This window comes from Mesorhizobium sp. B2-4-12 (assembly GCF_006441575.1).
Classification (GTDB): Bacteria; Pseudomonadota; Alphaproteobacteria; order Rhizobiales; family Rhizobiaceae; genus Mesorhizobium.
On record NZ_VFVC01000039.1, the window covers coordinates 1 to 16,673 of the forward strand.

General features: G+C 65.0%; 17 protein-coding genes. 8 read left to right on the top strand and 9 right to left on the bottom strand.

What is annotated here, in order from left to right; genetic code table 11:
- Positions 1-103 precede the first annotated feature (103 nt).
- From FJ934_RS20990 to copD, 3 genes are all read left to right on the top strand, one after another.
- Positions 104-1,090: an ABC transporter permease gene (locus FJ934_RS20990; RefSeq protein WP_140611981.1), complete on the top strand. Its 987-nt coding sequence runs from the start codon at positions 104-106 to the stop codon at positions 1,088-1,090.
- Between the two features lie 176 nt (positions 1,091-1,266).
- Complete coding sequence (gene copC, locus FJ934_RS20995) at positions 1,267-1,632, top strand: copper homeostasis periplasmic binding protein CopC (RefSeq protein ID WP_140611984.1); 366 nt, start codon at positions 1,267-1,269, stop codon at positions 1,630-1,632.
- Between the two features lie 84 nt (positions 1,633-1,716).
- Positions 1,717-2,607, top strand: a complete 891-nt coding sequence (gene copD / locus FJ934_RS21000; RefSeq protein WP_140611987.1) for a copper homeostasis membrane protein CopD — start codon at positions 1,717-1,719, stop codon at positions 2,605-2,607.
- Between the two features lie 27 nt (positions 2,608-2,634).
- On the opposite strand, the gene FJ934_RS21005 is transcribed toward copD, so the two are convergent.
- The 3 genes from FJ934_RS21005 to FJ934_RS21015 all read right to left on the bottom strand — a co-directional run bounded on the left by FJ934_RS21005 (position 2,635) and on the right by FJ934_RS21015 (position 6,374).
- On the bottom strand, positions 2,635-3,945 hold the full coding sequence (locus FJ934_RS21005) for a divalent metal cation transporter (protein ID WP_140611990.1): 1,311 nt from the start codon (positions 3,943-3,945) through the stop codon (positions 2,635-2,637).
- Positions 3,946-4,202: 257 nt separating this feature from the next.
- Positions 4,203-4,583 carry a cupin domain-containing protein gene (locus FJ934_RS21010; RefSeq protein ID WP_140611992.1) on the bottom strand — a complete coding sequence of 127 codons (381 nt, stop codon included), beginning with the start codon at positions 4,581-4,583 and terminating at the stop codon, positions 4,203-4,205.
- 288 nt (positions 4,584-4,871) lie between these two features.
- Positions 4,872-6,374 carry an ATP-binding protein gene (locus tag FJ934_RS21015; protein ID WP_140611995.1) on the bottom strand — a complete coding sequence of 501 codons (1,503 nt, stop codon included), beginning with the start codon at positions 6,372-6,374 and terminating at the stop codon, positions 4,872-4,874.
- Between the two features lie 515 nt (positions 6,375-6,889).
- Here FJ934_RS21015 and FJ934_RS21020 point away from each other — a divergent pair.
- Both FJ934_RS21020 and FJ934_RS21025 read left to right on the top strand, forming a co-directional pair.
- Complete coding sequence (locus FJ934_RS21020; protein ID WP_140611998.1) at positions 6,890-7,195, top strand: hypothetical protein; 306 nt, start codon at positions 6,890-6,892, stop codon at positions 7,193-7,195.
- A gap of 103 nt (positions 7,196-7,298) precedes the next feature.
- A complete protein-coding gene (locus FJ934_RS21025; RefSeq protein WP_140612001.1) occupies positions 7,299-7,673 on the top strand; it encodes an endonuclease domain-containing protein in 375 nt (124 codons plus the stop codon).
- A 77-nt stretch (positions 7,674-7,750) separates the two neighbouring features.
- Here FJ934_RS21025 and FJ934_RS21030 read toward each other — a convergent pair whose 3' ends face one another.
- The 3 genes from FJ934_RS21030 to FJ934_RS21040 form a co-directional block, all read right to left on the bottom strand.
- Complete coding sequence (locus FJ934_RS21030) at positions 7,751-8,581, bottom strand: aldo/keto reductase (RefSeq protein WP_140612004.1); 831 nt, start codon at positions 8,579-8,581, stop codon at positions 7,751-7,753.
- A 222-nt stretch (positions 8,582-8,803) separates the two neighbouring features.
- A complete protein-coding gene (locus FJ934_RS21035) occupies positions 8,804-9,436 on the bottom strand; it encodes a PQQ-binding-like beta-propeller repeat protein (RefSeq protein ID WP_140612006.1) in 633 nt (210 codons plus the stop codon).
- A gap of 91 nt (positions 9,437-9,527) precedes the next feature.
- Complete coding sequence (locus tag FJ934_RS21040) at positions 9,528-10,748, bottom strand: helix-turn-helix domain-containing protein (protein ID WP_140612009.1); 1,221 nt, start codon at positions 10,746-10,748, stop codon at positions 9,528-9,530.
- 115 nt (positions 10,749-10,863) lie between these two features.
- Between FJ934_RS21040 and FJ934_RS21045 the strand changes: the two genes are divergently transcribed.
- The 3 genes from FJ934_RS21045 to FJ934_RS21055 all read left to right on the top strand — a co-directional run bounded on the left by FJ934_RS21045 (position 10,864) and on the right by FJ934_RS21055 (position 12,189).
- A complete protein-coding gene (locus FJ934_RS21045) occupies positions 10,864-11,049 on the top strand; it encodes a hypothetical protein (RefSeq protein WP_140612011.1) in 186 nt (61 codons plus the stop codon).
- Entirely contained in the window at positions 11,046-11,798 is a 753-nt protein-coding gene (locus FJ934_RS21050) for a thioredoxin family protein (RefSeq protein ID WP_140612013.1), read from the top strand. Before FJ934_RS21045 ends, FJ934_RS21050 begins: the two co-directional genes overlap by 4 nt.
- Positions 11,799-11,883: 85 nt before the next feature.
- Complete coding sequence (locus FJ934_RS21055) at positions 11,884-12,189, top strand: hypothetical protein (RefSeq protein WP_140612015.1); 306 nt, start codon at positions 11,884-11,886, stop codon at positions 12,187-12,189.
- A 26-nt stretch (positions 12,190-12,215) separates the two neighbouring features.
- Here the strand turns inward: FJ934_RS21055 and FJ934_RS21060 are convergent, their stop codons facing one another.
- Genes FJ934_RS21060 through FJ934_RS21070 form a run of 3 tightly spaced genes read right to left on the bottom strand, consistent with a single transcriptional unit; the run spans position 12,216 to position 16,565 of the window.
- On the bottom strand, positions 12,216-13,724 hold the full coding sequence (locus FJ934_RS21060; RefSeq protein WP_140612017.1) for a pyridoxal-dependent decarboxylase: 1,509 nt from the start codon (positions 13,722-13,724) through the stop codon (positions 12,216-12,218).
- Positions 13,724-15,268, bottom strand: coding sequence for a hypothetical protein (locus FJ934_RS21065; protein ID WP_140612019.1), 1,545 nt, complete (start codon positions 15,266-15,268; stop codon positions 13,724-13,726). The genes FJ934_RS21060 and FJ934_RS21065 overlap by 1 nt, the downstream gene beginning before the upstream one ends.
- A gap of 40 nt (positions 15,269-15,308) precedes the next feature.
- Complete coding sequence (locus tag FJ934_RS21070; RefSeq protein ID WP_140612021.1) at positions 15,309-16,565, bottom strand: tetratricopeptide repeat-containing protein; 1,257 nt, start codon at positions 16,563-16,565, stop codon at positions 15,309-15,311.
- Positions 16,566-16,673 lie beyond the last annotated feature (108 nt).

Sequence of the window (16,673 nt, forward strand, 5' to 3'; positions counted from 1 at the left end):
CCCCTGGTGGGGGAGATGTCCGGCAGGACAGAGGGGGGCGCCGTAGAGCGCCTTCCTCCAAGAACACCATCGGCCCAACCTAATCGCGAACAGGAGCCGCCGCATGAGCACCACCGCGATCACGCCCCAGCCCGTTCCCTTTGGCCGCCGGATAAAGCGCTTCATGGCCGACCGGCCGCTGGTCCCGCTGGTCATCCTGCTCGTCATCCTGGTGGTGATCCTGCAGATCCTGCGCCCCGGCATCGTCAACGAGCGCTGGATCGCCAACACCATCAAATTCGCCATTCCGCTGGCGATCCTCGCCGGCTGCCAGACCATGACCATGCTGACCGGCGGCATCGACCTGTCGGTGGGCACCGTGGCGACGATGAGCGCCTTCATCATGGCGACGCAAATCGTCAACCAGGACCCTGCCGTGGCGTTCCTGCTGGCGATGATGCCGGCGGTGCTGATCGGCCTGGTCAACGGCATCGGCGTCGGCGTCTTCCGCGTCCACCCGCTGATCATGACGCTGGGCACCAGCCTGATCGGCACCGGCTGCCTGCAGGTCTACCAGCGCACGGTGATCGCGTCGGGCGCCAGGATACCGGATTTCCTCAACTGGCTGGGCACCGGCGTCACCTGGGGTTTCCCAAACGCCCTGCTGCTATACGTGCCGCTGGCCGCCCTCATCGTCTTCACGCTGGCGCGCACCGGCTTCGGCCGTCTGCTCTACGCCGTCGGCGACAATGAGCACGCCACGCGCCTCTCCGGCGTGCAATACTGGCAGGTGATCACCGCGCTCTACATCACCTCGAGCGTGCTCGCCGGCATAACCGGCCTGCTCTATATCGGCCTGATCAAGGCCCCGTCCCTGTCGCTCGCCGAACCGCTGGTTCTGCCCTCGGTCGCCGCCGCGGTGATCGGCGGCACCTCCATCTTCGGCGGCCGCGGCGGCTACACCGGCACCATCATCGGCGCACTCATCCTGACCGTTTTGACGACGCTGCTGACGATCTTGCAGATGCCGGAAGGTGCGAGACGGATCCTGTTCGGGCTGATCGTGCTGTTCGTGACGGCGGCGTATCTGCGGATTGTGGAGGAGCGATAGAGAACAAACGGCTGATTCGAGCCGGAAGCCGACACCTGCCGCCCGATGGCTGCAATTCGCGAGGGGCGGTGCAGGCCCGGATCACGCGTTTGTTTGACGCCTTGGCCTTAAATGCCTTGCTCTTGGGCTTGGAAATGTCGCGTTATCCCGTTCTTAGGACACCAAGGAACAGATCCATGCGCAACATCTTGCTCGCAGCTGCTTTCATCGCCGCCTCCGCCACGCTTTCGAGCACCGCCTGTGCCCATGCCCATCTGGAAGCTGCCCAGCCGCCGATAAACGGCACGGTGAAAGATGCTCCTACCGAACTTGATCTCAAATTCAGCGAGGAGCTCAACCTGAAGTTCACCGGCGTAAACGTCACCGGACCGGACAAGAAGCAAGTCGAGACCGACGGCGACATGCTGATGGACGGCGACAAGACGTTCATGGTCGATCTTCCCGCCGGGCTCGCCGCCGGCACCTACAAGGTCGAGTGGCATGCGCTGTCGCGGGACGGCCACAAGACGCATGGCGACTACAAGTTCACCGTGAAGCCGTGATCGATCAAAGGGGCCCACGATCATGCCCCCTCTTTTCGCTTTCGTGATGACGGACCGCCCAATGTTGCCTCCCCCGGCCGCCCGATGATGCCGGACACTTTCCTCATGGCCTGCCGCTTCGTTCACGATGCGGCGCTGATGATGCTCTGGGGCGGCTTCGGCTACCTTGCGGCGCTTGTGCCTCGGCGCCTGGCCGGGCCGATCGCCGACCGGCTGGCTGGTTCCCGCCTCGTTGCGGTCGGGCTTGCGCTGGCCACCACGCTTCTCGCCCTGCCGATCCAGACCGCCATGATCGGCGACGGCTGGACCGATGCGGTGAACGGGCGGGTACTGACCGATGTGCTGATGACGACCAGCGTCGGGACGGCATGGCTGGCGCAGCTCGCGGCTGTCGTCATCCTTGTCTTTTCGCAATTGTCTCCTGCCCGCTTCAAGACGGCGGCGACCGCCGGCGCGGCAGCGCTCTGTCTGGCGGCGCTCGCCTTCAGCGGACATGCGGTCATGCAGGACGGCTGGCAAGGCGTTGTTCATCCGCTCAACGACGTCCTGCACGTGCTTGCCGCCGGCGCATGGATAGGCGCGCTGCCGCCGCTGCTCATTGTGCTCGCGCAATTCGGCCAGCCGCCCTTCAAGGCCGACGCGACGGTGGCGCTGCGCCGCTTCTCGACTGCCGGCCACTGGGCTGTCGCGCTTGCGATCCTGTCCGGCATCGGCAATAGCCTGTTCATCGTCGGCTGGCCACTCGGCATCTCCCCTACCTACCGGGCGCTGCTGACGGCAAAGATCGTCGTCGTCTTCCTCATGACGGTGGCAGCGATCCTCAACCGCTATTGGTTCGTGCCACGCCTCGGCCGACATCGCGCCTCCGCCCTCGCCGCAATCCGGACAGGCACGCTGGCCGAGATAGGCCTCGGCCTTGCCGCGATCTTGCTCGTCTCGATCTTCGGCTTGCTCGATCCGATTGGCGGGAACTGATCGAGTCGCCTCACCATGGCGAGAAGCTCAGAGCACCCATTGCAAGACCAAACCCAGGACACAGAGCGACATGACCAGCGTGGATAACCATCCAAGCGCGCGTAGCCAGCCTTGCACGGGGAATTCTCCCATGATCTCCCGGCGATGCGTCATCTGCATCATGACCGCCATCACCGGCACCGCACAGACGCCATTGATCACGGCACTCCAGTAAAGCGCCTTGATGGGGTCGATCGGTGTAAACGTGATCCCCATCCCCAAGGCCCCGGCGCTCGCCAGGGTGGCGTAGAAGGCGACAGCTTCCTTGGGCCGGCGCTCAAGACCGACTGGCCAGCGAAAAGCTTCGCCCACCGCATAGGCGGCTGAGCCTGCGAGGACAGGCACGGCGAGCAGCCCGGTGCCGATGATTCCAGCGGCAAAGATTACGAATGCGAAACGGCCGGCCACCGGCTCCAAGGCCTTTGCGGCGTCTGTCGAAGAACCGATATCCGTCACCCCGGCCTTATGCAGGGTTGCGGCACTGGTGATGACAATGGCGATCGCGATCAGATTCGAGAAGGCCATTCCCATCAGCGTGTCGGCGCGGATGCGTGAAAACGCCGGCGAGGCCTGCCAAGGCGCCCAACGGAGTGGCTTGGCCTTGGGATCGAGTTGCTGTTCCTCGACTTCTTCCGAGGCTTGCCAGAAGAACAGATAAGGCGAAATGGTCGTGCCCAGGATTGCAAGCAGCGTCGTGAAAAAGGTCTCGTTCCAGCTTATGCGGGGAATCAGAATGCCGCTTGCCGCCTCACCCCATGGTACATGCGCGAGGAAAAGGGCACCGACATAAGCGAACAGGCTGAGTGTCGTCCATTTGAGGACGGTGACGTATTTCGAATAGTTCAGGAACACGATCGCCGAGATGCAAATCGCACCGAAAAGGACGACATAAAGCGAGCTCGGGCCACCAACCAGGAGCTTTAGAGCGTCGCCCATGGCGCTGAGATCAGCCCCGATGTTGACGACGTTGGCGACAAACACCAGCGTAACGACAAACCACGATAGCGAAACCGGGTAGTGCCGGCAGAGATTGCCGGATATGCCCCGCCCCGTGGTTCGGCCTAACCGCGCCGCTATCTCCTGGATCGCCGCCATGAGAGGGAAAGTGAAGAGAAGCGTCCAGCTGATAGAGAACCCGAGTTGCGCTCCAGCCTGGCTGTAGGTGCCGATGCCTGAGGGATCGTCGTCGGAGGCGCCGGTGATGAAACCCGGGCCGATGGTCCGCAGGAGGCGCTGAAATGGTCCTTTTGCCAAGACGTTGCTTTGGTCCTTGGCGACTTTGGCGCTGAGATCGGTCATGATTGCCCTCGCGCCCCTCAACGACGGCCGACCACATTGGTTTCATAATGCTAATAAAAAGCGTGGCTTACCAAGGTGCGAGCCATCGGCACCGAGACCGCGCTCGCGCTGGTTTATGGCTTGGGCCACTTACCAAGCCCAGGCGCCGGCCGACCAAGTTCCGTGCTGGCCGAATTGGTCTGACCGGCGCGTCGTCCTTTTGGCCGCTATAGCCCTTCCAGTGCGACTGAACGCGATGACATATCCGCAGATCGAGCCTAGACCGGTTTGGCGTACTGTTCGGCGCTCAGCACTTCGATGCACTGGAACGGTGCCTTGCCTTCCACCCAGGCGTCGTGGCCGGGCGGGATCGTGTAGGACATGCCTTCACTGAAGGTCTTTTGCGTCCCGTCCTTCATTTTGATCGTGATTGTCCCCGACACGACATAGCCGACATGTGAGACTTGGCAGCTGTCGGTCTTGACCACCGGCTTCACGCATTCGGACCATCGCCAGCCTGGCTCCATGTTCATCCGCGCGAGCGTGTAGCCTGGCAGCCGCACCACCTCGACGCGCGTCTTGGCGGGCGAGCGCACCTCGTCCGGTTTGTCATGCGATTTGGCTTCCAGTTTCGTGACGTTCATTGCAGCTTCGGCCATGGCATCCTCCCATCTTTTGAAGCGGAGCCCGACACCGCGATCGCCGGGGACCGCTTTCGCATCCATACACCATTTCATCAGCGTTCGCTAATGTAACAGGCCTGGTCCGGCCTCGTTGGAGACAACTGGCGGCCGCGCCACCCTCACCGGAAGCCGATGAGCGACCTCAGGACCGCCGCCGTGCCAGCGCCGTTCCGCCAGCTCTTGCGGAAGCCGGCTCGCAGACGGGCAACATTGCCGTCGGGCAGTCTGTGCGATCCGCCGGATGCTGAACGCGTCATAATCGCCTCACAGCGCCAAGCTGCCCTGCTCCGCCTCCTCGGCATTGGGGTCGCCCGGCGCCGTCGCCCAGGCGAGTTCAACCAGCGTCACGGTGCGTTTTCCCGTACCATCGACCTGGCACACGATCAGGCCCTGCTCCTCGATATAGGTCAGGAGACGCCGGGCTCGGCGCAGCGAGTGCGAACCATAGGCGCGGGCGATCGCGGCGTCGCTCGGGCACGGCCAGCCCTCTTTCGCCGCACGCGCGATCATCATGAACACGCCCTGCATGTCGTCGGGCAGCAGGGAGGCGCGGACCGAAACGTCGCGCCACGCATCGTCCTCGGTGGTCTCGGACCCCAGCCCGGCACGCGCGCGCGTCAGCATGCGGCGGAACGCGGGCAGATCAGGCACCACCGAAGCCAGCCCCTCGATGCGGCAGCGCACGACGAATTCCTGGTAGAGCACGCCGATGACGCGAAACCCCGCATCGGGCTCCGCCAGCATGGCGCGCAGCACACGGTCGACCCGCTCGCGCCGCTCCGCCAGATCCTCGGCGCTGATCGGCGGTTCCATCGGCTCGGGCCGGATTTCCAGCGCCGCCGATTTCGCCGCCATCAATTGATCCAGCAGGTCGGGCGAAGCCGTCCGGCGCGGCGCGCGCACCGTCTCGGGCGGCGGTGCCGCCAGGATGATCGCGCGCGCGTCATCGAGCGCTGCCCCCGGCAGCGGCATCAGCCGCGGCGTGCCGTTGCGCGGGCTCGTATCGGTCGGGCCGATGCGCAGGCCGAGCGGCCGCCGTGATAGCGCCGGCCCCAGCGCCATGAACTGCCCGCGCTCCAGGTCGCGAAACGCTTCCGCCTGGCGCCGCTCCATGCCCAGGAGATCTGCCGCGCGCGCCATGTCGATGTCGAGGAAGGTGCGGCCCATGAGGAAATTGGACGCCTCGGCCGCGACGTTCTTGGCGAGCTTGGCCAGCCGCTGTGTGGCGATGATGCCGGCCAGCCCGCGCTTGCGGCCACGGCACATCAGATTGGTCATGGCGCCGAGCGAAAGCTTGCGCGCCTCGTCGGACACCTCACCGGCCACCGCCGGCGCGAACAGCTGCGCCTCGTCCACCACCACCAGCATCGGATACCAGTGGTCGCGCGCCACCTCGAACAGCCCACCGAGGAAAGCGGCGGCCCGCCGCATCTGGTTCTCGGCATCGAGCCCTTCGAGATTGAGCACCGTGGAGACACGATGGATACGCGCCCGCTCGCCGGCCGCCTGCAGGCCGCGCTCGGTATGCTCCTCGGCATCGATCACCAGATGGCCATAACGTTCGCCCAGCGATACGAAGTCGCCTTCGGGATCGACGATGGTCTGCTGCACCCAGGGCGCGCTCTGCTCCAGCAGCCGGCGCAAGAGATGCGACTTGCCGGAGCCCGAATTGCCCTGCACCAGAAGACGGGTCGCCAGCAGCTCCTCGAGATCAAGGTTCGCCAGTGCGCCCGCCGTGGTGTGGCCCATCTCGATCGCAACGGTCATGTCTCGACTCAGGCTCTCCCTTCGCAGACGGGCTTATCAACCCCATCGCGGCGCGTCGAGCCGCACCGGGCAGAGGCTTCGCGTTGCGCACAGCCCCGTGAGGAGCGGTGAGTTGCCCTGGGGAGGCCAGCAGGCCAGGCGGAACTGGCGGGCAGCCGACCGATCGCCGCAGAGCCTGTGGATAGTAACCACCTGTTCACCATGGGCCGGCGTTCCGATTGAAGCCGTCAGGCATCCGCGTAGCCTGACCCTGCATCGCGACCCCAATGTGATGCACCCCAACGCCCCAAATGGCGGCCGGCGTTTTCAAGTTCTCTCCACAAGTATGCGCCGGTCGCCGCCTTTCATCCTTGCCATACCCCGACGCCGCGCCGACGGCGCACAAAACCCGTTGTCCGGGGCAAAGCCGGGGTTGACCGGCCCGGACCGCAAGGCGACACTTCATGTGAAGGGCAGTTCCGGCAATGCCCACCGCCAGCCCGGACTGCGCAAGGCAAGTGCGAGGAGGAAATGCGATGGACGAGCCCGAACGGTGGCGCCACATGTCGACGGCGCCGAAGGACGGCAGCCGGATCCTGGTTACGGTCCGTCCCTCCGAACAGGGACCGGCGGAAGTCGACCTCGCCTACTGGTCGCGCGCCGACCAGTTTGCCGAAGAGGGCTGGCGCGCCTCTGATTCTTCCCCGGGCCGCGTCATCGAATATGCCGAGCCGGAGCTGAAATGCTGGATGCCCCTGCCCTCGGCCAACCTCGCCCGCGCCTCCATGCCTGCCCCCTGGGAAGGCGACGACGCCGGGCAGTTGGACGGCTCGGGGATTTAAGGGCCATCGGCGGAGCTGCTGATCTCCCCCCAAGTGGGGGAGATGTCCGGCAGGACAGAGGGGGGCGCCGTAGAGCGCGGCATCAATAACCGACCGGACAGCCATGCCGCATACGCCCATGCCTCCACAGAACCGCGCAAACGTCAAATCGATGCGCAAGGTCATGACCGACGCAGAGTTGAGGCTTTGGAACGAGCTTCGCGCGGATCGTTTGATGGGCCTGGGCTTTCGCAGGCAATTCCCGATCGCCGGCTATATCGTCGACTTTGCCTGTCCGGAGAAGAAACTGATTGTGGAAGTCGATGGTTCACAGCACGGCGATGCGGATCTTGCTGCGGCTGACGCGTTTAGGACGAAACGCCTGGAACAAGACGACTGGACTGTGCTGCGGTTCTGGAATGAAGATGTGATCCGCGACATCGACAATGCTTGCCAGCACATTGTTATTACAGCGGGATTGGCTGAACCGACGGAATAGGCTGGCGATCCTTCGCGCCCCCCTCTGTCCTGCCGGACATCTCCCCCACTTGGGGGGAGATTGGCAGCTTCGCCCTCTCAGAACAAAAATGCAGCCGTCGCCGGGTTCGGCCCCGTCCGGCCGTCGCGCGAATCCATGCCGTCGATCGCCTTCAAATCCAGGGCGTCCAGTTCGAAGTCGAAGACATCGAAATTGGCCGCGATGCGGTCCTGGTGGATCGATTTCGGGATGACGATCAACCCTTGCTGCAGGTGCCAGCGGATCATCACCTGCGCCGTCGACTTGCCGTGCTTTTTGGCGATGGCTGACAGGGTTGCGTCGCCGATCAGCCGGCCGCTGCCGAGCGGGCTCCAGCTTTCGGTATGGATACCATGGCTTTCGTGGAACTCGCGCAGCGCGCGCTGCTGCAAACGCGGATGCAGCTCGATCTGGTTGACGACGGGCGTCACGCCGGTTTCGCCGATGATGCGCTCCAGATGATCCTTGTTGAAATTCGAAACACCGATCGATTTGATGCGGCCGGCCTGCTTCAGCTCGATCAGAGTCTTCCAGGCCTCGACATATTTGTCCTGGCTGGGCACCGGCCAGTGGATGAGGAAGAGGTCGAGCTGCTCGATGCCGAGCTTCGTCATCGTATCGTCGAAGGCGCGAAGTGCCGCGTCGCGCTGGTGCGCGCCGTTGCGCAGCTTCGAGGTGATGAACAGCTCGCTTCTCGGCACGGCGGCACCACGGATCGCCTCGCCGACGCCTTCCTCGTTCTGGTAACCCTCGGCCGTGTCGATCAGCCGGTAGCCGGCCTTGATTGCCCAGCCCACCACCTGCGCGGTGATGTCATGATCGACCTGCCACACGCCAAGGCCAAGTTGAGGAATGGTCGCGCCGTCGTTCAACGTGATTTGTTCGGGCATGATGGGGGGTCCTTTGCGTAGGAAATGTCCGGGCGATCGCCCGACGCAGCCTATCTAGGCACGACCTGGGACGACGGCCAGTCGCCGGCGGCAAATTCGCGTGAGATGTAACTATGCCAATTGTGGATAGTGGCGCGAAGCACCCCCTCTGTCCTGCCTGACAGAGGGGAGTGTGAAGGAACGCGACGCTGGTTCGTAGTCCGCCCTTTTGTCTCTGCACCCTCACCTCGGCCGGCGCACCGCGCGCACCACGCCGGCGGGGCCGCTACCGCAGAAGAAGCAGTCGCCGCCATCGGATTCCAGCCCCGACACGTTCTTGCCGGCCGGCATGTCGAGCCTTTCGAGCACCTTTCCGGTCTCCGGATCGATGCGCCTGATATCGCTCTGGTCGCCTTCCCAGGTGGCGTGCCACAGTTCGCCGTCCACCCAGGTCACCCCGGTGACGAAGCGGTTGGACTCGATCGTGCGCAGGATTTTTCCGCTCTCGGGATCGATCTGGTGGATCTTGCGCTCCCGGTACTGCCCGACCCAGAGCGTGCCCTCGGCCCAGGTCAGCCCGGAGTCGCGGCCGCCGCCTGGCGCCGGAATGGTGGAGAGCACCCCGCCAGTATCGGGATCGATCTTCTGGATGCGGTCGCCGGCTAGCTGGAAGAAATGCCGGCCGTCATAGGCGGTGCCTGCATGGGCGGCGACGTCGATCGAACGCAGCGTCTGCCCGCTTTCCGGATCGAACGCGTTCAGCCTGTCGCCTGAGGCGAACCAGACATTCTTGCCGTCGAAGCTCACGCCCGCGACCTGGTCCACCCCTGAAAAGGGTCCGTATTCGCGCAGGATTTCGGCCGCTGAATGTTTCATGTCCTGGTCCTCAACCGTGGTCATTTTCCCTGTCCGTTTCTTTGGAAGATGATCCGTTCCCAAAACGGATTCCACTTTTCAGGACCATGTTCTAGCCGTTCGGCAGCGGCGCCGGGAGTAACAAGGTGGTCGTGAATCCCGCCACCGGTGGCGTCATCCAGCGGCGCGCACGGCCATGGCCGAAAAACTGCACCTTGCCGGCCTCGGCGAGCGGCTCGAGCGCCCGCTGCACGCTGCGCTGGCTGGTTCCGAGCGCCAGCGCCAGGGCCGAGCTCGACCAGGCCTCGCCATCGGCAAGCAAGGCAAGCACGGCCGCGTGCCGTTCCTCGATCGGCCGCGCCAGCACCATCACGGCGCGCGCCTGAAGCGGCGCCAGCGTGAAGCCGCGCCTGGTGGCGTTGATATGCGCCAACACGCCAAGCTCGGCGCGCAGCCGGCCGATCTCGACGCGCAGGCGGGCGCGGTGCGATTCATCGGCATGCTTGCCGCCGAAGGCCCGCGCCACGAGCTCCTCGCGCGACACATCCCCAGGCCACGCTTCAGCGAGCGCACGCGCCAGCGCGAACAGCACCGGCCGGCTCGCCAGCGAAACCGTTGTCTCGCCGCTGCGCACCGTATAGCGGAAGGCGTCGACGATCAGCGCTGGTGATCCCTGCAATGTCTCGACCTCTTCGAGCAGCAGCGGCCGCTCCGTGCCTTGCGAGATCAGCTTTGCCGCGGGTGTCTCCAAGGCAAGGGATGCGCTGTCGACCTCCGCCATGAGGCCGGCAATGCCGGCCTGGCGGGCGGCGTTACGGGCCCATTCCAGCGCCGCGCGCGCCGGCCGGGTCCGCAGGCGCCGCATGGCGATGCCGGCGACCGCGAGCTCATGCGCGGCCCGGGCGGCCGGCGGAAGCGGCGTCGGGTCGAGCCCTGCCAGCACATGCTCGGCCTCGTCGAGACGGCCGATCAGCAGCAGGCGCCGCACCTTGAGGTGGCCTGCATGCGCTGCGTTCAGCCGGTCGCCATGCTTTTCCAGCGTCGCGCGCGCCGCGTCGAGCGCCTTCGCCGGCCAACCGAGGTCGCGCGAGACCAGGGCGATCTCGGCCTCGGCGACGACGCATCTGGCGCGCGCGACAGCCTCTTTCGGGCCGAAGGCGCGCGTGGCGCGCCGCAACAGCTGCTTGGCGCGCTCGAAGTCGCCGAGCTGCGCCATGGCGATGCCGCGCAACGCCAGAGCCGGCGCGTCCTCGCGCAAGGCGACCCGGTCAAGCGCGCCAAGCGGATCGCCTCCCGCCAGTGCCAGCGCCGCCGCCGTGATCAGCGAGTCCATTCAAATCCCGTCACACTTGTAACTCCCACCCCCGCAAAGCACCGCCCTAACTTAAGTCACCGCAGCCAAGCAGCAAGCCGCATCGGCGGCGCGGCGCAACAACGGAGAACACTGAATGTCCACCGACGCAACCAACGGCAGCACCGCGCACACGCGGCGCCACCCCTGCTGTGCCGGACCCGAGGATGCGGATGCCATTGCATTTGCATCGCCCGCTTCGCCCGGCTCCACCATGGCTCAGGATGCCCAGGCAACGACAGCCCGCAACGACGCCATGACTGACAAAGGAGAAGACCAATGACCAAGCACATGACGATGAAGACCCCGCCGATCGTTTCACGACAGGAATGGGACGCCGCGCACGAAAAGATGCTGGTGAAGGAAAAGGCGACGCTGCGCGCCAAGGACGCGCTCGCCGCCGAACGCCGGCGCATGCCGTGGCTGGAAGTGGACAAGGCCTATGTCTTCGAAGGCCCTAATGGCAAGGCAAGCCTGCTCGACCTGTTCGAAGGCCGCCGCCAGCTGATCGTCTACCGCGCCTTCTTCGAGCCGGGCGTCTATGGCTGGCCCGATCACGCCTGCCGCGGCTGCTCGCTGGGCGCCGACCAGGTCGGCCACCTCGCCCATCTCAACGCCCGCGATACCACCCTTGCCTACGCCTCGCGCGCCCCGCAGGCCGACATTGCGCGGCTGAAGACGCGGATGGGCTGGGACATGCCCTGGTACACAATCACCGACAGCTTCGACAAGGATTTCGGCGTCGACGAATGGCACGGCCATAATGTCTTCATCCATGACGGCGAGCGCATCTTCCGCACCTATTTCATCAACAACCGTGGCGACGAGGCGATGGGCACGGTGTGGAGCTATCTCGACGCCACGCCGCTCGGCCGCCAGGAGATCTGGGAGGACTCGCCCGAAGGCTACCCCCAGACCCCGCTTTACAGCTGGTGGAACTGGCACGACAATTACGAGGCCGGAGCCGACAAGAAATGGGCCGAAGTGGCCGCCGCCGGCGAAGCCGCCTTCCGCGACAAGGGCGACAAGTAGAGGGGTATGCAGCTTGGTTTCCTCTCCCCTTCGGCAGGTCGAGGAAACCATATTCCGACTGCTCGCAACCGCCAAGGAAAAGACCATGAGCGATACCCATTCCGGCATCGGCAGCGCGACTCCCGAAGAAAATGCCGCGCCCCTCGGCATCGCCGACTGGCTGTGCCTCGCCGCGGCGCCCACTTTCGCGCTGATGGCCTTGCTCTCCTGCCTTCAAGGGGGTGACGAAGCCATGCTGTGCATGGGCGCCTCGCCGCTGACCGGCCCAATCCTGACCGGCCCGACCCTGACCGGCCCGACCCTGACCGGAATGCCGGCGATGTATCTGCTGATGAGCGCTTTCCATCTAGCGCCGTGGCTGAGGGTGATCTCCGGCCGGCAGGTCCGATAGAGCCCTTCGCGCCGTGGCATCGTCGATCACCGATGGCGAATTGACGGTGCAGCGGCGGGATGAAAGCCGCGATCGGCCAGATACCTGTCGAGAGTGTCCACGAACCCGTCGATGTCGGCCTTTGTCGTGCGATGGTTGACGATGGCGCAGCGCACCACCAGTTCGCCGTTGAGGGTCGTCCACGAAGGCGCGGCCAGGCCGGATTCCTGCAGATCCAGCACCAGGTCGCGGATGAATTCAGAGTCCGCCCCGCGAATGCCGAAACAGACGATGTTGAGCGCCACGGGCGCTTTCAGCTGGAATGCAGGGTGGCGTTCCAGGGTTTCGGCGAGATGGCGGGCGAGCCTGCATGTGTGTGCTATCGAGCCGCCGATGCGATCGGTTCCAAGCGCTTCGATCGTCATCCACGTTTTCAAGGCGCGGAACCCGCGCGACAGGTCCGGACCGAGATCACAGGGCCAGGTTTCTCCGGCGGCGAGTCCGCGGTCACCACGCTGCAGATAGGCGGCCGGCTGCGCGAACGTGCGCTTCTGGGCATCGCCGTCGCGCACCAGCAGGAAGCCGGCATCGTAGGGAACCTGGCCCCATTTGTGGAAATCGAGCGCCACCGATGCCGAATTCTCGATGCCCCTGAACAGTCCGCGCAGGGATTCAGACAGCACGGCGAGCGCACCGATCGCACCGTCGACATGAAACCAGAGTTTCTCCCGGGACGCGATTTCAGCAATTTCGGCCAGCGGATCGATCGCCCCGGTATTTACCGTTCCCGCCGTACCGACGACCAGGAACGGCAAGAAACCTTCCGCCCGATCTTCCCCGATAGTGTCGCACAGCGCGCCAGACAGCATCCTCCCGGCATCGTCGACCGCGACTGTCCTCAGATTTGCCGATCCGATACCGGACAGCTGCATTGCCTGCGCGATGCAGGAATGGGCCTCGGTCGATGTATAGGCGACCAGCTGGCGGTCGCAGTCGCGCAGCCCGGTCTCGCGGACGGACTGACCCAGCGCCTCGGTCTTGGCGATCGTCACCGCGACGAAGTTTGCCATTGACGAGCCGGTGAGGAACAGGCCGTTTGCCCCAGCGGGGTAGCCGAGCGCCTCGCTCATCCAGCGCACGATCTGCTGTTCGACCACGAGACCGGCATGGTCGCGGCCGCCGCAATTCATGTTCAGGCCGCTGGCGACGATTTCCGCGACCATGCCGATCGGCGTGCCCGCGCCATGGACCCACCCCATGAACGCCGGATGCAGGTTGCCGGTGGCGAACGGCACGATGTGCGTGCGCACATCGTCCAGGACATCGCCCAGTTCGCTGGACTGCTTCGGCAGCGGGCGGACAAACCTGGCGCGCGCCTCATCGCTGGGCCGCTGCCATACCGGTCTCTGCCTGATCGTTTCGACATGGGTGATCATGTCGTCCAGCAAGCCGTGCGCGAGCTCGCGAAACTGATCCCAGTCCGATGGATCAAGGCTGCCGGAGGTGTCGGCCGCTTCTGCTGCCGCCACGCGCTCCTGCTCGATCGCCCGCGACATCAGGCGCCTCCGCGATGATGAAGGACCGCCGACAGTTTGTGGAAGAAGACGTCGAGCCTGGCTTCCATCGGAGCGAAGGCCTGATGCAGCGAGTGTCCGGCCGACATCGCCTGCGCAACGCCGATCACATCGGGAGCGGAGGCGGCAACGCGGAGGACCGTGCGCGAACCGAGCCGCACGGCTTGCCCGACATGGCAGATCGGCCCCCCGTTGAGACCGCGCATCGACAGCTGGATGCTCTGGCACTCCTCGAACGACGCGAAAGCGCCGGCCCCGTTCATGACGGTCAACGGGACCATAGCACGGGAGCCGAGGTGGTCGCCTTCATCATCCTGATGCAGCGAGACGCCTTTCACCGCACCGATTCGAGACCGCACCAGGCGGACAAACTGCTCCTTGACGAGGCTTTGCCGGGATTCGTCGATCGCGGCGTAGCGGTCGAGATGGGCGAGCGCCGCGACCCAGCGCAGCCCCAGTCCCAGGTTCAATTCCGACTTGAAGCCGAACCGCATCTGTTGGCGAAGGGCGGCGGGCCAGTCCTGCGCCGCGCTGTATTCCGCAAGGCCCGCTGGAATGTCGGATTTCGCGGCAAGTCCCTCTGCAAAAGCCGCAGGGATGAGGAGAGCGCCGGAGAAAGGCGGGCCAGCGACGAATTTGGATCCGGTCAAGGCCACCAGAAAACCATCCGCGAGGTCCTGCCTCAAGCGCGAGATCGAGCCGCGGAATTGGCAGGCGTCGACGATGACCCGCACCCGGCCCGGGGCAAGGGCCGCGACGTGGCGCGCCGCCTGTCGGGTTACGGCCGGCAGCCCGGTCTTGGACGCATCGAGCACATGGACGAGGACATCGCGATCCCGCCTCAGCTCCATCTCGACGGTGGCGATGATGTCGGCATCGATGTCATGCTGATGGCGAGGCTCGCCCGTCTCGTTGCGGATGGCGATCGTGCGCACCTCGATGCGGTCCGGCGGCAAGCCCTCGAGCGGCGCACCAGCCTCGACGGTGCTGCCGAGGGCGGTCAAATCCGAATAGTGGAACCCTGCCGCCGCCCGTGGAACGCCGTTTCCCGTTTCATCGGGCGCGACAAGCACATTGGTCAAGGGGCGCCTGGAGACGCCCGCGACCATGCAGAGAGCGAGAAGCTCCGCATCCGTTCCGGATGCCGCGAGCACCACATGCGCGCCAGCGCAGCCGAGATTGCCGGCGATCCGGTCCCGGATGTCGGCGAACCATTGCTCGGAGGCGACAGGGGAAGGCGACGCGATGTCGATGAGACGCGCGAGCTCGGCACCGGCCGCCTGGAACCCTTCGCGGGAAATGTTGCTTGCCGTCGTCGACGAGAATGAGATCTCGTCGTCCGCCGGGGTGGTGCGCGTGCCATAGCGGTTGCGCCGCGTAATCGCGTCCGGCCAGATGCGCCTGTCGCCGCCCGTCTGCAGCAGGAACGAAACGGATGCCGGCGAATCCACGCGATGGTCGAGGCCGATCGTTTCCAGGTCCGGGCGCATCGGCACCGGCAGGATCCCGCGCTGAATTGCAGGCATGATGGTCTCCGAAGTCAGGGCGGTGGTGAGTTGGTTGCGATCAAAGCGGCGTCGAGTTCACGCGCGCCGCGCGCCGTGCCAGCGCGTTTTCGAATGCCGCGAAGAGCTTGCGCATGGCGCTCTTCTTGTAGGGAAAGACACTCTCCCAATCCATCGAATGGACGATCATCGCCACATCCGCCTCGAACACCAGCAGCCGGCCATTGGCGAGTTCAGCGCAATCGATGGCGAAATAGTCCAGCCCGAGGCGCCGGTGAAGGGCTTCGAAGGCGTGTGCGTGGCGCACCGCGAAGTCGTTGTCGAAGCTGGCCATCCACGCCGCTTCCTCGGCACGCCTGTCTTCGTGCTGGGTCATGCCGGCGTTCAGATAGTGGACCATCCAATGTTCGGAAACCGCGAGATGGCTGGCGTAGGGGCGCCCGTCGATGAACGCGACGCGCTGCTTGCGGAATTTGCGGTCCGTCCCGCTGTAGTCGATGAATGGCGTGACATAGAATTCGGCCTCGGCGTGCGAACTCAAATAGGCCGAAAGCTCCGATCGCGTGGAGATCTTCTCCATGCCCTTGCCGGCATGCGTGCCGGCCGGGCGCACGATCACCGGAAACGCCTTCGCCGCGAGGATTGCCCCGACCTCGATTTCCCCGCAAGCCAGCCTCTCGATAACGGCACGGTCAAGGCGCGCGGCGGGCGGAGCAAGGATCGAAGGCTCGTCCTTCAGCGCCTCGGCGACGCCGTCCCTGGACAGCGCCTTGATGCGGCGCGGTGCGTTGTTGACTATCGGTCCGGCCCAATGGCGCAGCAGCCGGTCGAGGTTCACCAGCACGGCCAGGTTCGCCGCCGACTCGCCGACAGCCACGAACGCGACATCATGCTCGGGCACGTCCTTCAGATCGGCCGTGTCGGCATCGACATAATAGAGCAGCAGGTTCGTGTCGGAATCCTCGAGCAGGAATTCGATCGGCGTGTTGGCCATGAAGTCGCCGGCCGTCATGAAGACAAGGACGTTCAGGCCCGTGCCGCGTCCGTTGCGGACCCGGTATTGGCGGCTGATCTCGAGCGCCGCCTTCTGGCTGAGCGCCGCCCTGTCTTCCTCGCCGATCGCATGAAGCAGGATGGACACGTCCAGGAATGCCGCGGCATCGGTGACATCGGCGGAAATGCGCCCGAACAGCCCGTTCCACAATGGCGAGATATCCCGCCCCTCGAAGACGGCCCGCACGATGGGCGCCTTGCCCATGATGAGATTCTGATCGTCGAATGTCTCGATTTGAACTGCCGCGCTTTTCAAAGCGATCAAGCCTTCTGCCACGCGGTGGTTACGGCCGGTTCAGCCTCCACGCCGCCTGCACGATGTGCAGGTGGCACTTTGGGCTCCGGCGCTTGTGCGAGCCTTGTGGCCCGGCGA

What these genes read in the sequence shown, in the direction of transcription:
- FJ934_RS20990 (WP_140611981.1), top strand. Translation starts at nt 104, where the DNA reads ATGAGCACCACCGCGATCACGCCCCAGCCCGTTCCCTTTGGCCGCCGG.
- copC (WP_140611984.1), top strand. Translation starts at nt 1,267, where the DNA reads ATGCGCAACATCTTGCTCGCAGCTGCTTTCATCGCCGCCTCCGCCACG.
- copD (WP_140611987.1), top strand. Translation starts at nt 1,717, where the DNA reads ATGATGCCGGACACTTTCCTCATGGCCTGCCGCTTCGTTCACGATGCG.
- FJ934_RS21005 (WP_140611990.1), bottom strand. Translation starts at nt 3,945, where the DNA reads ATGACCGATCTCAGCGCCAAAGTCGCCAAGGACCAAAGCAACGTCTTG.
- FJ934_RS21010 (WP_140611992.1), bottom strand. Translation starts at nt 4,583, where the DNA reads ATGGCCGAAGCTGCAATGAACGTCACGAAACTGGAAGCCAAATCGCAT.
- FJ934_RS21015 (WP_140611995.1), bottom strand. Translation starts at nt 6,374, where the DNA reads ATGACCGTTGCGATCGAGATGGGCCACACCACGGCGGGCGCACTGGCG.
- FJ934_RS21020 (WP_140611998.1), top strand. Translation starts at nt 6,890, where the DNA reads ATGGACGAGCCCGAACGGTGGCGCCACATGTCGACGGCGCCGAAGGAC.
- FJ934_RS21025 (WP_140612001.1), top strand. Translation starts at nt 7,299, where the DNA reads ATGCCGCATACGCCCATGCCTCCACAGAACCGCGCAAACGTCAAATCG.
- FJ934_RS21030 (WP_140612004.1), bottom strand. Translation starts at nt 8,581, where the DNA reads ATGCCCGAACAAATCACGTTGAACGACGGCGCGACCATTCCTCAACTT.
- FJ934_RS21035 (WP_140612006.1), bottom strand. Translation starts at nt 9,436, where the DNA reads ATGAAACATTCAGCGGCCGAAATCCTGCGCGAATACGGACCCTTTTCA.
- FJ934_RS21040 (WP_140612009.1), bottom strand. Translation starts at nt 10,748, where the DNA reads ATGGACTCGCTGATCACGGCGGCGGCGCTGGCACTGGCGGGAGGCGAT.
- FJ934_RS21045 (WP_140612011.1), top strand. Translation starts at nt 10,864, where the DNA reads ATGTCCACCGACGCAACCAACGGCAGCACCGCGCACACGCGGCGCCAC.
- FJ934_RS21050 (WP_140612013.1), top strand. Translation starts at nt 11,046, where the DNA reads ATGACCAAGCACATGACGATGAAGACCCCGCCGATCGTTTCACGACAG.
- FJ934_RS21055 (WP_140612015.1), top strand. Translation starts at nt 11,884, where the DNA reads ATGAGCGATACCCATTCCGGCATCGGCAGCGCGACTCCCGAAGAAAAT.
- FJ934_RS21060 (WP_140612017.1), bottom strand. Translation starts at nt 13,724, where the DNA reads ATGTCGCGGGCGATCGAGCAGGAGCGCGTGGCGGCAGCAGAAGCGGCC.
- FJ934_RS21065 (WP_140612019.1), bottom strand. Translation starts at nt 15,268, where the DNA reads ATGCCTGCAATTCAGCGCGGGATCCTGCCGGTGCCGATGCGCCCGGAC.